Annotated in this window: 11 protein-coding genes; 8 read left to right on the top strand and 3 right to left on the bottom strand. The window is 44.2% G+C overall.

What is annotated here, in order from left to right:
* Window positions 1-238: 238 nt before the first annotated feature.
* From BGP76_RS15170 to BGP76_RS15160, 3 genes are all read left to right on the top strand, one after another.
* Entirely contained in the window at window positions 239-1,219 is a 981-nt protein-coding gene (locus tag BGP76_RS15170) for an OmpA family protein (RefSeq protein ID WP_073121307.1), read from the top strand.
* Window positions 1,220-1,270: 51 nt separating this feature from the next.
* Entirely contained in the window at window positions 1,271-2,074 is an 804-nt protein-coding gene (locus BGP76_RS15165) for a transporter substrate-binding domain-containing protein (protein ID WP_119845311.1), read from the top strand.
* A gap of 104 nt (window positions 2,075-2,178) precedes the next feature.
* On the top strand, window positions 2,179-3,000 hold the full coding sequence (locus BGP76_RS15160; protein WP_073121311.1) for an ion transporter: 822 nt from the start codon (window positions 2,179-2,181) through the stop codon (window positions 2,998-3,000).
* 30 nt (window positions 3,001-3,030) lie between these two features.
* Here BGP76_RS15160 and BGP76_RS15155 read toward each other — a convergent pair whose 3' ends face one another.
* Window positions 3,031-5,157, bottom strand: coding sequence for a cache domain-containing protein (locus BGP76_RS15155; RefSeq protein ID WP_119845310.1), 2,127 nt, complete (start codon window positions 5,155-5,157; stop codon window positions 3,031-3,033).
* Between the two features lie 248 nt (window positions 5,158-5,405).
* Here BGP76_RS15155 and BGP76_RS15150 point away from each other — a divergent pair, with 248 nt between their 5' ends.
* The 3 genes from BGP76_RS15150 to BGP76_RS15140 all read left to right on the top strand — a co-directional run bounded on the left by BGP76_RS15150 (window position 5,406) and on the right by BGP76_RS15140 (window position 8,301).
* On the top strand, window positions 5,406-7,046 hold the full coding sequence (locus tag BGP76_RS15150) for a S41 family peptidase (RefSeq protein WP_119845309.1): 1,641 nt from the start codon (window positions 5,406-5,408) through the stop codon (window positions 7,044-7,046).
* Window positions 7,047-7,089: 43 nt separating this feature from the next.
* Window positions 7,090-8,001 (top strand): bile acid:sodium symporter family protein, encoded by a 912-nt coding sequence (locus BGP76_RS15145; RefSeq protein ID WP_073121316.1) that lies wholly within the window; start codon window positions 7,090-7,092, stop codon window positions 7,999-8,001.
* Between the two features lie 81 nt (window positions 8,002-8,082).
* Entirely contained in the window at window positions 8,083-8,301 is a 219-nt protein-coding gene (locus BGP76_RS15140) for a hypothetical protein (RefSeq protein WP_073121318.1), read from the top strand.
* Window positions 8,302-8,610: 309 nt separating this feature from the next.
* On the opposite strand, the gene hemB is transcribed toward BGP76_RS15140, so the two are convergent.
* Window positions 8,611-9,585 (bottom strand): porphobilinogen synthase, encoded by a 975-nt coding sequence (gene hemB, locus BGP76_RS15135; RefSeq protein WP_119845308.1) that lies wholly within the window; start codon window positions 9,583-9,585, stop codon window positions 8,611-8,613.
* Window positions 9,586-9,769: 184 nt separating this feature from the next.
* On the opposite strand from hemB, the gene BGP76_RS15130 reads away from it, so the two are divergent.
* Together BGP76_RS15130 and BGP76_RS15125 are read left to right on the top strand one after the other, a co-directional pair.
* Entirely contained in the window at window positions 9,770-11,011 is a 1,242-nt protein-coding gene (locus BGP76_RS15130; protein ID WP_119845307.1) for an aspartyl protease family protein, read from the top strand.
* 150 nt (window positions 11,012-11,161) lie between these two features.
* Window positions 11,162-14,533 carry a methylmalonyl-CoA mutase family protein gene (locus tag BGP76_RS15125; RefSeq protein ID WP_255416144.1) on the top strand — a complete coding sequence of 1,124 codons (3,372 nt, stop codon included), beginning with the start codon at window positions 11,162-11,164 and terminating at the stop codon, window positions 14,531-14,533.
* Between the two features lie 15 nt (window positions 14,534-14,548).
* On the opposite strand, the gene BGP76_RS15120 is transcribed toward BGP76_RS15125, so the two are convergent.
* Window positions 14,549-15,430 (bottom strand): DUF1571 domain-containing protein, encoded by an 882-nt coding sequence (locus BGP76_RS15120; protein ID WP_119845306.1) that lies wholly within the window; start codon window positions 15,428-15,430, stop codon window positions 14,549-14,551.
* Window positions 15,431-15,432 lie beyond the last annotated feature (2 nt).

Raw genomic sequence — 15,432 nt, 5'->3', positions numbered from 1 at the left:
GTGCATATGAAGTAATTCCAATGCTGCAAATTTAATTTTCGTCTCGTAGGATATATGGAGAACCTAAACACTGTATCACTGGACGTTTGATCCTCTTGCTGGATTTTCCGACAAAATAGGCTCTTGAAAAACTGCTTACTTATACACACTCTGCATTGGTAAGGTTAAAGATCATTTCATCTACATGTTTTGGTATCGGGCTGCTTTTCTTATTAGTTTTAAACAACCGAGAACTACTATGAAAAATACCCTCCCTTACCTCCTCTTCTTTCTTTGGTCTGTATTCGCTCAGGCACAGTGTCCTGACGGCTACTCTTCTGGCCCCAACCTTATCAAGAATTCAGAATTTTGTATGGGGGATCAGCAGTTCGACTCTGATTACACCTTCACACGAGAGTCAGGAGGAGAGGCACTCTTGCAGAACGGACGTTATGCTACCGTTACCAATCCTAAATATGCCATGGGACTATATGCGTCCTGTCGAGACCATAGCTCTAACGGAGGCATCATGCTGGTATTCAATGGGTCCACATCCCCAAATGACGATGCGTGGAGCCAAACTATCGAAAACCTAAAACCTAATACAACCTATACTTTTAGCTTTTGGACTGCTTCGCTACTCAAATACTCACCTGCAGTCCTGGAGGTCTACATCAATGACAATGCCGTAGGATCAAGACTCACACTGGATAGTGCTCTATGCGAGTGGAAAAAACACAGCGTCGTATGGGATTCGAAACAAAATACGCAAGTCAAACTATCCGTTCGCAACACCAATACGGACTGTGTCGCTGCACATTTTGCCTTGGACGATATGTTCTTCGCTGCTTGCGAAAAAAGCAACCTGGGTCATCAACTGGAAAATGCCAAAGTCGGTCAAGTATTTCAGTTGGAAAACATCTACTTCGAGACCGCCAAATACATCCTCAAGTCCGAATCTTATGAAGAGTTAGACTTGCTCCTAGAGTTCCTGTGGAACCATCCCAATGCAGAGATCGAGGTAGCAGGGCATACGGACAATGTAGGCTCTCAGGTCAATAACCAAATCCTATCTGAAAACCGTGCACAAGCCGTAGCGAGCTACCTAGAAGAAAAGGGTATTAAACAATATAGATTTACCGTAAAGGGCTATGGCGAAGAACTGCCCGTAGAAAAAAACACTACTCCAGAAGGACGTCAAAAGAATCGTCGGGTAGAATTTAAAATCGTTAAAATCTAAAGAAGAAATTATACGACAACTTAGATCATCAACTACTAATACAAATACATTATGAAACAAATCAAATTGATCCTATCTACCGTGCTGGTCATCTGTGTCATGTCCACCGTGACCAATGCACAAGCAACACTCAAGCGCATCATCAAAAAAGGTGAACTCAGAGTAGGGATCACAGGCAATCAGCCTCCATTCGCGATGAAGGCCAAAACAGGTGAATATATAGGATATGAAATAGACCTGGCCACTATGCTAGCCGAATCCATGAGTGTCAAACTAGAACTCGTACCTATGGATTTTAACAAGCTCATCCCCGCACTAGAAGATGGCGAGATTGACCTCATCATGTCAGGGATGACCATCACACCAGAGCGAAACATGCGTGTGGCATTTGTAGGGCCATATATGGTCTCTGGAAAGTCCATCCTAACCAAATCAAGGTTGTTGTCTAGATCAGAATCTACTGATGACATCAACCAGAGCCCCAACATGAGAATCGCTGTACTCGAAGGGTCTACCAGTGAAATTTTTGCGAATGCCTACATCACCAATGCGGACATCTCACCTGTCAAAAGTTATGATCAGGCCATAGACATGCTCCGAAACGATGTAGTCAAAGCAGTAGTGGCAGACTACCCGTTTACCTTGGTATCTGCGCTCAAGTATAGCTACGAAGGTATCGTATCGCTAGAAGAGCCATTAACCATCGAGCCTATAGGTACCGCTCTAGCACAGGGCGATCCATTGTTCTTGAACTTGGTTCAGAACTATATGAACTCCATAGAGCTAGCGGGTATCTTCGATGAGCTGAACCAGAAGTGGTTGCAGAATGGCATGTGGCTGCTACAGGTCGAATAAGCTATCCCCCAACATAGAAATAATCTAAAAATGATGCTGCCATGTGCGGCATCATTTTTTTATGCTACAACCTTTCTTCCTAGATTTGGCTCAACTTTACTCCTATGAAAAGAGACGTCACACATCTAAAAAAATGGCAACAGAAAATACATGAAGTCATTTTCGGCTATGAAACCACAGCCGGAAAGCTATTTGATGTCATCTTATTGGTCGTAATTCTGGCCAGTGTCATGGAGGTCATGTTAGGCAGTGTCCCTCAGATCAAGCAAGAGTACCTGCTCGTCCTCAACATACTAGAGTGGATATTCACCATTCTCTTTTCTCTAGAATACATCGCAAGACTGGTGTCCTCTCCAAACCCGCTCAAGTATGTGTTTAGCTTTATGGGGATCATCGACCTGCTCTCGCTCATTCCTACCTATCTCGGACTATTTATTGACGGGACGCATGCGCTCTCTGTGATTCGTTCGATCCGTCTGATTCGTGTGTTTAGAATCCTCAAACTGACACACTTTATGGGAGGCGCCGAACAACTCGGCAATGCCCTGTGGAGCAGTCGTCACAAGATCATTGTTTTTCTTGGCACGGTACTTTGTTTGGTCGTGATCATCGGGACGATGATCTATACGATCGAAGGAGGAGAAAATGGATTCACCAGTATCCCCAAAAGCATCTACTGGGCTATCGTGACCATCACGACTGTAGGGTATGGTGACCTTGCTCCCGGCACATGGCTAGGACAGACACTCGCCTCTGCGCTGATGATCATTGGGTATGCCATACTCGCCGTACCTACAGGTATAGTGACCAACGAAATCATGAGAACAGAGCTCAGCCGAAACTCAGGAAGTTGCCCAAACTGCAAAACAAAAGACCTGCCCCAGCGCTCCAATTACTGCCTACACTGTGGCGTAAAACTCCCCTAACTGTTGAAATAGAACCCTTTAATAAGACAATCAATTGTAAAATGTCGCCAGTGTGATAATGAGCCATGACCCTAAGAGTAGCGGCCAATAGGCAAGTTTTACGATGAGGTTGTCTTCATAGGCCAGCAGATTAGTATCCTTTGCTTTGGCAAATGCCACCACGTTGACCGCCAATAGACCTATCATGATGTACATCGTAAAATAGAAAGTCTCCATATAGGATATCTCTGGAGTAGAAAGTCTTCGGCGAAGATCGATGTGTGCCACCAGCAGCACGAAAAAGAACCCTGCACAACTCTGCACTACGCCCATCATACTTACACCTGTATTGCTATCCTTTCGTTTGGAGTTACTGTAGAAGATCAAGAAAATCATAGATGCCACGACGAAAATCGGAATGATATTGATCACAAAAGCATTGAGAAAACGACGCTTTAAGCTGACATTGAACTCCATCACAGGATACTCATCATCTCCTTTGAAAACGGGGTTGCCAAAAGAGGTCTGATAGTTGAGCCGCTCAAACGAAAAGAAGGTAGATTCCAATACTGCTTTGGGGAAGTAAATGTCACGATTGATCCCAGGAAAAGCCGATGGGTTCAGCACCTTATAACCTTCTAAATCAGGTGTCAGCCATATTTTAGACTGAAAATCTGGGTACGCCAGTTCTATATTGATATCTCTCGAGTCAAAGGGGTACTTAGAATACTTCAGCGCCAGTTTGATAGTGGCACTAAACTGCCAGAGGTAATAATTTTCACCTGTTTCTTCATTGGTAGTCTTCGAGATCAACTCCTTTCGAGTCCCCCAGATCGGTGACTCCTGTACAAAAGCAAAATCAGGCTCGAACTCCTCATCCAGACCAATGGGCCATTTTTGCCATACACGACCTTTTACACTCAAGCTATAAGAGTCACGTATCGCAATCTCCTCCACGAATATCCCTGTACTGATAGTCATGTAGGGATCATAGCCTAGCTGCATCATACGGGTATTCTCATCGAGCACATATCTAAACAACTCCGTTTGATTCATAACCTTGACAGAGCTGTTATCATCTGCTGCATAGCCCATTTTGATATTGAGATACCAGACCACGGCTATATTGATTAGTATCAACACGGATGTAATCGTCGATATGATCCAAAATTTCTGATTAGAGCTCCGCGAAATCCTAATAAATACTGCCAGCCACATCAACACCAAAAAGGATCCCGCCAGACTAATGTTAACGATCTTGTTACCCAACTTGACAGGACTACCCAACAAGTCATTCGTAGCAAATACAACCATGCACTTCCAACCACTAGTAGGTAGCGTCTCGAAAAACAAGTAAGAATCCGTCTCGGTATACAAACTCTTGTACTCCAAATACCCACTATCCTGCTCTAGGATAGTAGGCGAAAGTTTCGGGATATCAAATACTTCGCCCATGTCCTGAAGACTCACATTGAGAATGTACTTCGGCGTAGGGTGAGCGATGATTGTTCCTTTCGTAGATGCTAAAAATGAATAGCCTGTGTTTCCAATCGAAATGGAATTCAATGCCTTGTTTAAACTTTCCAGAGCAATCGTCAAAGTCACCGTCCCGACAATCACCTGCTCTCCATCCCTAACGCCATACATCGGCACGCCAAAATCCGATACGATCTGTTGTGCTCCCTGTGCAAAATAAGGCTCTGACCAAAGTCCCGAGTCTAACTCGACCACCTTCGTGTACCACTGTGCTGTGGACAAAGTCGAATCAGTATAGTCATACACATCCGCTATATCGATGAGCGTATTTTGACGTTTGTCATAGTATGGCGCATACAACGGGATAGAGTCGCTGAACTGATACGGTTCGTAGGCAACGGTAATCCCGAGAATGAATTCAAACGCTCTACTCTCACCCTCGATCACTTCGACGAGTTGATCCTTGGTCAGATCATAGGTCTCTAACAGTCCTTTGATACCATGCGTCACCTCGGCTACCTGTCTGAGTACTGAATCAAGCGAATGTGTGATCTGCTCATTGGATTCAAAACCAATTTTTACACTTTCTTTTTCCCGCTCTTGGGTATAAAAATACAAATCGGTCAACAGCCAAGTCACCAAAATCAGTGAAAAGACAGCAACCATGATATACGTTGATCTCTGAAAAACAATATTAGACATGAAGAAGTAGTTAAGTATAGTTAGTATCAAAAATAGCTGATACAACTCATCTATATCTAACAGACTGGCGAATTACCCAGTCAGTCAAAATCGAGTCCTAAATCAACTATTTGCTTGAATATAAAACTAAAATCGAAATTATTAGTTAACTAATCCAAGAATCCTATTTGTAGATTTTTGTAGAATGGGATGGACTAAAAAATAATGTGATATTTTTGTTTCTATTCTAGTCCGAAAGGTTCTAAATCATGCGAAAAAAAATCATTCTTTTATTAATGTTACCGCTACTCGCAGTAGGGCTTTGGTCATTCTCTAATGACGATCGCTACTTCGAGCTTGCCAAAAACATCGACATCTTTGCTGCCCTCTATACAGAAGTCAACACCTACTATGTAGACGAGATCAATCCGAACACCCTCATCAAAACCAGCATAGATGCCATGCTCAAAAAGCTGGATCCATATACGGTTTACATCCCAGAAGATGATATAGAAGATTTTCGTACCAATGCCACTGGGCAGTATGGCGGGATCGGCATCATGTCCAATAATATCAACAACCGGCACCTCGTACTAAACCTCTACAAAGAATCTCCAGCACAGGAGGCAGGTATCAAAATAGGTGACGAGATCGTAATGATCGACGGCAGATCCATCAAAGGCATGAATGATGACGAAGTAGGCAAACTCATCAAAGGCCAGTCTGGCACAGAGCTACTCATCGGCGTAGAACGAAACAAGAAAGACTACATAGAAATGGTCGTGAAGCGCAAAAAAATCACCATCCCAAACATAGCCTACCAGACCATTTTAGACGAAAACGTAGGTTATTTTAAACTTACAGAGTTTACGCGCAGTGCCTCCGAAGATGTCCAGAATGCTGTCACGCAGTTAAAATCAGCTGGGGCAGAGTTCCTGATCTTTGACCTAAGAGGTAACCCTGGTGGATTGCTAAACGAAGCAGTAGCGATCTGCAACATGTTCGTCCCCAAAGGGTCGGTCATAGTCGAGACACGTGGCAAAACGCAAGCGCAAAGCATGTCCTACACTGGTCAAAATGAAGCATTAGATTTAGAGATTCCTATAGCCGTCATCATCGATGGAGGGAGCGCATCCGCTTCAGAAATCGTGTCTGGGGTCATCCAAGACTATGATAGGGGTGTGATTATCGGACAAAAGTCCTTCGGAAAAGGGCTCGTCCAAGTGACTCGACCTTTGTCCTATAACTCTCAACTCAAAGTGACCACTGCCAAGTATTACATCCCCAGTGGACGGTGCATTCAAGCGCTAGATTACCTCCACAAAAACGCTGATGGGCAAGCGCAAGAAATCCCAGATTCACTCAAGGAGGCATTCTTTACTACCAACAACCGCATCGTATATGATGGGGGAGGCGTAGACCCAGATGTAAAAGTACCCATGACCAAAGTATCTGCCTACACCGAAAACTTAATCAAAAGTGGATTGTTATTCGACTATGCTACTCGCTACTACTACCGTCATGACAGCATCGTAGAGCCTACTGCTTTTCAGCTTTCAGATCAGGAGTACAGCGAATTCTCACAGTGGGTAGACAGACAAGAATTCGAGAACAGCTCCGAGATAGAGCACGCCATCAAGCTACTCAGCGTGGCAGCTGACGAAGACAAGGTGTACAAACAGCTGACCGAAGAGATCAACACGATCAGCGAAGAGGTCTCCCGACTCAAAGCCAACGGGCAGACGCATTTTAGAAAGGAAATCAAAAGAAGACTTGAATTAGAAATCATCCGTCGATACTACTATAACCAAGGCGTATTAGAGGCTACACTAAATAGTGACGAGAACATCATGGAGGCACTCTCAGTGATCAGATCGGATGTTAATTACGCTAAGCTTTTGAACAAATAATCTTCTTAAATCGCATATATTGCGCGCTGACTATCGCTGATATATGGAAGAAACGTTGGATCATGTTGTCTTGAACTTTAGCAAGGACTCCCTTCTTTTGCTCAATGCATGTATAGCCATCATCATGTTTGGTGTAGCGCTGGAGTTGAAATTGGAGAGCTTCAAGCTACTATTCAAAGCGCCTAAGCCTATTCTTGTCGGTCTGGCTTCACAGCTAATTTTGCTGCCTTTTTTTACTTTTCTGATGGTACTCTTGATCGAGCCTGCTCCTAGTATCGCACTAGGCATGATGCTCGTCTCTTCATGTCCTGGAGGTAATGTATCCAACTTCTACAGTTCCATTTCTAAGGCAAATGTTGCACTATCGGTTAGCCTGACGGCCATTACCTCATCGCTTTCTTTCCTCGTTACACCTCTTAATTTTTCAATATGGTCTAGCTTCTATGAACCCACCGCTCAGATCATCGAAAAAGTGCACCTTAACATCTGGGACGTCATCCTCAACATGATTACGATACTAGTCATACCGCTAATTGCCGGAATGACCTTTAGACATAAACTCCCCAACACAACCCAAAAGATATACAAACCCATTAAACGTTTGTCGATCGTATTGTTCGGTAGTTTTGTCGTATTTGCGCTCAAAGCCAACTTTGGCTACTTCCTAGAGTACATACATTATATCCTCTTCATTGTCTTTGCACACAATCTCATGGCGCTGTGCATAGGTTTCTTTTCTGCCACCGCTGCTAAGTTGGATCAACAAGATAGACGCTCTGTCACCATAGAAACAGGTATCCAAAATTCAGGACTTGCACTCGTCATCATCTTTGATTACTTCAACGGGTTAGGCGGTATGGCCTTTATCGCAGCATGGTGGGGTGTATGGCATTTGCTATCCGGGGCTGCGGTCTCTTGGCTTTGGTCAAAAAAACCAACAGAAGTCCCCGCTTAATATTCCACCGTGATCTGATAGAATCCTTCAATATTGAAACTGATTTGATTATTATTGTATAGACGATCCCACACCACCTGAATGAAAACTGAATACATCTGGTACAATCCAGCAGAGAAAGAATATCAATTTGGCGATAGGCAGACTTACTTAGCCATCATCAAAAACAGCAATCAGTCTCAGAATTTTGTAATCCTAGACAGCTTTGATGGCATCACCGCAGCCTTTAGACAAAAACTTATTTCCCGTTTGAGATTCCTTAATTCACTGCGTAGAAGCGATATTTTCGAATTCATTTAGGCTTTTTTTCAAGGACTCACTCCTCTCCGCTTTTATCTCCCAATTTTCGTCATCGATCAGTCCTACAACCCTACTCGTAGAACCACCTATAGAATCCCTTCAATGGTCGACACTTTAACTCCATCAATCGAATTAAATATTTAGGCTCAATTATCCCTGTTATACTTGCCTTGTCATCAACGCTTCAACCAGCTTAGATGACGGTCCTCTTGGACAGGCTTTCAACCAGCCACCTACGAGATCCCCAGCTATGATGAATATCAGGTTGTATGAATGTAACTAGCACTTCCCCCACAGGAAGTGCTTTTTTTATCCCTTCAGAATCTGAGCAGCCTCTTTCGCAAAGTAGGTTAGAATCACTTTGGCGCCTGCTCGTTTGATACTTAGCAGTGACTCCATCATGGCACGCTCACCATCTATCCAGCCCTTTTGTGCTGCAGCTTTAACCATCGCATATTCTCCAGACACATTGTAGGCCGCTATCGGTACATCAAAATTGTCTCGGAGAAGTTTAATCACATCCAAATAGGCCAAAGCGGGCTTCACCATCAAAAAATCTGCTCCTTCTTCCTCATCGAGCTCGGCTTCTATCATCGCTTCTCTCAAATTAGCAGGGTCCATTTGATAAGTCTTCTTATCTCCAAATTTAGGTGCAGAATCCAAGGCGTCTCTAAATGGCCCATAAAAAGCACTCGCATATTTGGCACTATAGGACATAATAGACGTATCTTCATACCCACTCTCGTCCAACACTTCTCTGATAAACTCTACTCTGCCATCCATCATATCAGAAGGACCGATGATGTCAATACCAGTCTCTGCCTGTGCTAGTGCCATTGATCCTAATATTTCAAGGCTCTCATCATTTAATATCTTACCATCCTCATCGACCAACCCATCATGGCCATCCACAGAATAAGGATCCATAGCAACATCCGTCATGATGCAAGCCTCAGGAAACTCTTCCTTTAACTCTCGGAGAGCTTTGAGATAGAAAAAATCAGGGTCATAGCTATATGTAGCTTCCTTGTCCTTGTATTTCTCCGCCACCACGGGAAAAATATCGAACGACCTCACGCCCAGTTCTAAACACTGTTCGATCTCCGCTCGCATGTTATCCTGTGAAAATCGATAGATACCAGGCATAGAATCTACTTCGACTTTTTTATTCTTTCCTTCCAACAAAAATAGTGGGTACATAAAATCTTTGGTGGACAAGCGTGTCTCCTCTATCATTCCTCGGATTACAGCCGATTTCCTGTTTCTTCTTGGTCTTCTTAGCATGATGCATGTGTTTGATGCAAAAGTAAAAATAACCACCTGATATCTCTAGAACTATCGTGACAAGTCGTCTCATCGCTTACTATACTACTGATTATCAACTATCAGTAATAAAAATGAGCGATTTTATTCGTATATTAATAGGGAATGACACGCACTAGATCGTTTAGTGTTCAAAAGGGATCAGATGAAAAGAGTATTGACTATAGGCATCATATTAGTCATGGGGATTATTCCTTATGATGGTGCACTATGTCAGCACGTCGGTTTTGATCTCCCTGACCATGCCAAGCGAGTTCGAATAGATTTCGAGCTGCATAACAACCTGATCGTCATCCCTATCACTATCAACAATTTCATCAGGGCTAATTTCATATTAGATACTGGAGTACAGTACCCCATCCTCACCGAAAAGGCACTAGCCGATTTGATCGGTCTCACGTATAGCCGTAGGATCATCATCCAAGGACCAGGAGAAAATGACTCGATCACTGCTCGTGTCGCCCTAGATGTAGACTTAGAATTACCGGGAGGTGTCCGATCTGGAATGAACCAAGCGATGTTGGTCATGGAACAAGACCACCTCAATCTCCGAGAGACCATGGGAGTAGATGTTTATGGAATCATCGGGTATGACATCTTTAGTCGGTTCATTGTCGAAATCAACTATGACGACCGTTACATCGTCCTACATGAGCCAAAAAAATACAAACCAAGAAGAAGATATAAGAAAGTCGACATGCGCGTCTACAACACTAAACCGTACGTCGATGTAACTGTGACTAACAACCGTGGGCAAACCAACGAAATGAGCCTAATGGTAGATACAGGAGCCAGTCACTCCCTTCTCATCGACAATCCCGACGACAGAAGCATATTACCCACCTCTAATATTTCCTCCATCATAGGTCGAGGACTAGGAGGAGAAATAGAGGGGAAACTGGGGCGTGTCAAAAGCATAGAGTTCAACAAGTTTGAGTTTGAAAACCCAATTGTATCCTTCCCAAAAGAAGGTTCTTATGGAAGTGGTGTGAAAAGAGGTAGTAGACAAGGTACTGTCGGGAGCGAGTTTATCAACCGGTTCAATGTGGTGTTCGATTACTTCTCTGGCACGCTCTATATCAAAAAAGGCAATGGCCACTCCCGTGCTTTTGAGTACGACATGAGTGGCATGACACTAATTGCAGCTGGAACAGATGATTTTGACCAATACCGAGTAAACTCCGTGCGTTACAATTCTCCCGCTTACTTGGCAGGGGTCAAACCAGGAGATATCATCCAATCCATCAATGGATTCAGCTTTGAGGATCTGAGACTATCAGGTGCTACAGCCATGCTGCGCAGCAAAGAAGGAAGAAAAATCACACTAAAAATTATGCGTGGTGATGAGGATTTCAAGACCTCCTTCAAATTAACGCGCTACATCTAATCATTCAGCGAAAATTCTCACCCTCAACATCCCGAAAAATATACTATCACTGTTTTTTCAGCGAACCAATGTCTTAATTGGCTTTACACAGCTTCTAGGAAGGAAGAACAAAGTAGCGAAAATTTTATTTTCTCTACTTTTGGCAAAACTATGATGAAGACTATGCCAGATCAGATACCACAGGTATATACCCCACAAAATCACATTCGAATTGTAACTGCTGCCTCTCTTTTCGATGGCCATGATGCCGCCATCAATATCATGCGTCGGATCATTCAGGGTACAGGGGTTGAGGTCATACACCTCGGCCACAACCGATCTGTAGATGAAATCGTCAACTGCGCTATCCAAGAAGATGTACAAGCTATCGCCATCACCTCCTACCAAGGTGGGCACGTCGAATATTTCAAATACATGTATGACTTGCTAATCGAAAAAGGGAGACCCGAAATCAAAATATTCGGAGGAGGAGGGGGCACCATACTTCCCGCTGAGACCGAAGCACTACATGCCCACGGGATTAGTCGCATCTACAGTCCCGACGATGGTCGATCTATGGGGCTACAAGGCATGATCAACGACATGATCTCTGCCTGTGATTTCCCTATCGGAGAAAAAGAAAACATACCGCTTGATCAGCTCTCTTCAAGAAACATACTTCCGATTAGCCGCCTAATCACTACAGTAGAAAACTACCCAATCCAATCAAAAGACCTTATCCAAAACATAAACACACTAGCAGCTAAAAAGACGACACCCATACTAGGAATCACAGGAACTGGTGGTGCTGGAAAATCCTCTCTAGTAGACGAGTTGGTCAGAAGATACCTGATGGATTTTGAAGACAAAACCATTGCGATCATCTCTGTAGATCCGTCCAAACGAAAGACAGGTGGTGCACTCCTCGGAGATCGCATTCGGATGAACGCTATCGACAACCCTCGGGTCTATATGCGATCGCTCGCTACTCGACAGTCCAACCTTGCGCTCTCCAAACATGTACAAGAAGCTGTAAACATCGTCAAGGTCGCTGGATATGATCTGATAGTCCTAGAGACAAGTGGTATCGGGCAGTCTGACACAGAGATCACAGATCACTCCGACCTCTCCCTCTATGTCATGACACCAGAATATGGTGCCGCTACCCAGTTGGAAAAGATCGACATGTTGGATTTTGCAGACATCATCGCGCTCAACAAGTTTGACAAGCGTGGAGCACTCGACGCACTTCGAGACGTCAAAAAACAATACCAGCGCAACCATCAACTATGGGACACATCCGTGGAGCAATTACCTGTGTTTGGGACGATCGCTTCACAGTTTAATGACCCGGGCATGAATGCCCTATATGGCTGTATTATGCAACAGCTAACTACGAAAAATTCATCGAGTTTCGAACCCCACATAAAACTCGCACAAGGGAGTTCCGAGAAAATCTACATCATCCCACCAAAACGTGTACGCTACCTCTCCGAGATATCGGACAGTATTCGCGACTATGATCAGTGGGCTATCAGACAAAGTACAATTGCCCAGAACCTATACAGTATCACCAATACCAAAGCACTGAGTGACGAATCACTACACGCTGAGCTAGACAAACTCTACGATAAAACAGCGTTAGATTTTGATCCGAAAAACCAAAAAATCATCAACGAATGGTCTGACAAAAAAGCCAACTACGCAGCAGACCAATACACCTACCACGTCCGTAGAAAAGAGATAAAAGTAGAGACCAAAACCAGCACACTTTCTCATAGCAAAATTCCCAAAGTTTCACTTCCCCGATACGAAGCGTGGGGCGACATCCTCAAATGGTCGCTGCAAGAAAATGTCCCAGGAGAATTCCCTTTTACAGCGGGCGTATTCCCGTTCAAACGACAGGGAGAAGACCCTACGAGAATGTTTGCTGGAGAGGGAGGTCCAGAGCGCACCAACCGACGGTTTCATTATGTATCGATGGGACTACCAGCCGCTCGGTTGTCTACAGCCTTTGATTCGGTGACCTTGTACGGAGCAGACCCTGCAGTACGACCCGACATCTACGGCAAGATCGGTAACTCTGGCGTCAACATCTGCTGTCTAGATGATGCAAAAAAGCTGTACTCAGGTTTTGATCTGACAGCTCCTACGACCTCCGTATCGATGACCATCAATGGTCCCGCTGCGACGATATGTGCCTTTTTCATGAACGCGGCTATCGATCAACAGTGCGAACGGTACATCCATGCCAATGGTCTGGCCTCAGAAGTCGAAGCAAAAATCGACCAGCTCTACCAAGGACATATTCGTCCACACTACCAAGGCGAACTACCTCAAGGAAATGACGGTCTGGGACTGATGCTACTGGGTGTGACAGGTGATGAGGTGCTGCCTACGGATATCTATGCACAGATCAAATCTGAGACGCTCAACAAAATCCGAGGCACCGTCCAAGCCGACATCCTCAAGGAAGACCAAGCGCAGAACACCTGTATTTTCTCTACAGAGTTTTCCTTACGAGTAATGGGCGATGTACAGCAGTACTTTATCGATCAGAAAATCCGCAACTTCTACTCCGTATCTATCTCCGGCTACCACATTGCTGAGGCGGGTGCCAACCCGATCACACAGCTAGCACTCACACTTTCCAATGGTTTCACATTCGTAGAATACTATGTGTCTCGCGGCATGGATATCAATGATTTTGCTCCGAACCTATCCTTCTTTTTCTCGAATGGGATAGATCCAGAGTATGCCGTGATCGGGCGTGTTGCACGCCGCATTTGGGCGAAAGCCATGAAACTAAAATACAATGCGGATGAACGCTCCCAAAAACTGAAATACCACATCCAAACCAGTGGACGATCTCTGCATGCGCAGGAGATCGATTTCAACGATATCCGTACTACGTTGCAAGCACTCTATGCGATCTACGACAACTGTAACTCACTGCACACCAATGCGTATGACGAGGCGATCACCACCCCGACAGAAGCATCCGTTCGTCGCGCCATGGCGATACAGTTGATCATCAATCGGGAATTGGGATTGGCCAAAAACGAAAACCCGCTACAAGGATCATTCATCATCGAAGAATTAACTGATCTGGTAGAAGAAGCTGTCCTAGCAGAATTTGACAAAATCACAGACCGAGGTGGTGTCCTCGGTGCAATGGAAACCATGTACCAGCGCAGCAAGATTCAAGAAGAAAGCCTACACTACGAACATCTCAAGCACTCTGGAGAATACCCCATTATTGGGGTGAACACTTTTTTGTCATCCCAAGGCTCACCAACCGTCACGCCTGGTGAAGTGATTCGTGCCACACCTACAGAAAAAGAATACCAAATCAGTATGCTCTCTGTGCTACATCAGCATAAGGAAAAACATGCAACACAGGCTCTAAAAGCACTACAAGAAGTGGCCATCCAAAATGGCAACATCTACGAAGCGCTGATGGAAACGACCAAGCACTGTTCGTTAGGTCAAATCACAGAAGCTCTATACGAAGTGGGTGGTCAGTACCGAAGAAATATGTAAAAAGTCAATGCTGTATTAAAATCCGTATGCTTCAAAACCTGAAGAAAACTCATCTTCGTTAAAGGTGGGGTTGAGTTCTATGTCGAAGTACTCATAGAGTTCAAACAACCCTTGGTCATCGAAGATTTTCATCATGACTGGCAGGTGAGTCGTCTGATCTATGTAGATAATCATGCGAGGGGAATAATCTGTCGGGACGGAAATCGTCATTCCTGGTTGTACTTCGTCATAGTTTTGATCCAGATTGTTTTTCTCCAAGATCATAAAGCCGCTCAGTTTCAAACTATCCTCGATGGATGCCAAAGTCTCCCATTTTTGGACTGTATGCTCACGGTATTGAAAATATGGATTGCTCAATTCTATGGCATCACAAGCGACCCCTCCAAAATCCACTGGGTCTAGTTTGGAGATCATGGTTTTGGATTCCTCTCCATATTTATCTACCAAAAATTTTAAGATTGACATCACATAGGTATATCCGCCATCACGAATCGTATGATGTTGGCCTTTTCGCATCAAGCTACCCATAGGGTCTAGTCTCAAAGTCACCCATGGAAAACTGACTGGGTTGATCAGTGCGTTTCCATCGTTTTGCCCTTCGCAGTAAAGTACCTCTAATCCCTTGTCTGGCGACAGTTGATTTGAATAAATCTTATACGGTGCTACAGATAACTTGGTGGCACTGACTTGTGTAATGAGTACTCCTTCCACGCGCTCGGTTTTCTGCATTGTGAACTTCATACTAGTAACCGACTCAGCAGCTGCAAACATGGATTGAGCCAGTTCATACCCCGTTTGCCCCATACTTATCGTTGAAATACAGCTCAACATCCCTAGGAATAAAAGCCTCTTTTTCTGTCTAGATAACAAGAAGGACAACACATCAAATTTTTTCATCC

Origin of the sequence: Reichenbachiella sp. MSK19-1, assembly GCF_003590315.1 — a bacterium.
In the GTDB taxonomy this organism is placed as follows: domain Bacteria; phylum Bacteroidota; class Bacteroidia; order Cytophagales; family Cyclobacteriaceae; genus Reichenbachiella; species Reichenbachiella agariperforans.
Note: the sequence above shows the minus strand (reverse complement) of the source record. Positions and strands in the feature narration are given on the sequence as shown.

Excerpts from the sequence above, each read along its gene's own strand:
- BGP76_RS15120 (WP_119845306.1), bottom strand. The coding sequence starts at position 15,430 with ATGAAAAAATTTGATGTGTTGTCCTTCTTGTTATCTAGACAGAAAAAG.
- BGP76_RS15170 (WP_073121307.1), top strand. The coding sequence starts at position 239 with ATGAAAAATACCCTCCCTTACCTCCTCTTCTTTCTTTGGTCTGTATTC.
- BGP76_RS15155 (WP_119845310.1), bottom strand. The coding sequence starts at position 5,157 with ATGTCTAATATTGTTTTTCAGAGATCAACGTATATCATGGTTGCTGTC.
- BGP76_RS15125 (WP_255416144.1), top strand. The coding sequence starts at position 11,162 with ATGATGAAGACTATGCCAGATCAGATACCACAGGTATATACCCCACAA.
- BGP76_RS15160 (WP_073121311.1), top strand. The coding sequence starts at position 2,179 with ATGAAAAGAGACGTCACACATCTAAAAAAATGGCAACAGAAAATACAT.
- BGP76_RS15130 (WP_119845307.1), top strand. The coding sequence starts at position 9,770 with ATGAAAAGAGTATTGACTATAGGCATCATATTAGTCATGGGGATTATT.
- BGP76_RS15145 (WP_073121316.1), top strand. The coding sequence starts at position 7,090 with ATGGAAGAAACGTTGGATCATGTTGTCTTGAACTTTAGCAAGGACTCC.
- BGP76_RS15140 (WP_073121318.1), top strand. The coding sequence starts at position 8,083 with ATGAAAACTGAATACATCTGGTACAATCCAGCAGAGAAAGAATATCAA.
- BGP76_RS15150 (WP_119845309.1), top strand. The coding sequence starts at position 5,406 with ATGCGAAAAAAAATCATTCTTTTATTAATGTTACCGCTACTCGCAGTA.
- BGP76_RS15165 (WP_119845311.1), top strand. The coding sequence starts at position 1,271 with ATGAAACAAATCAAATTGATCCTATCTACCGTGCTGGTCATCTGTGTC.
- hemB (WP_119845308.1), bottom strand. The coding sequence starts at position 9,585 with ATGCTAAGAAGACCAAGAAGAAACAGGAAATCGGCTGTAATCCGAGGA.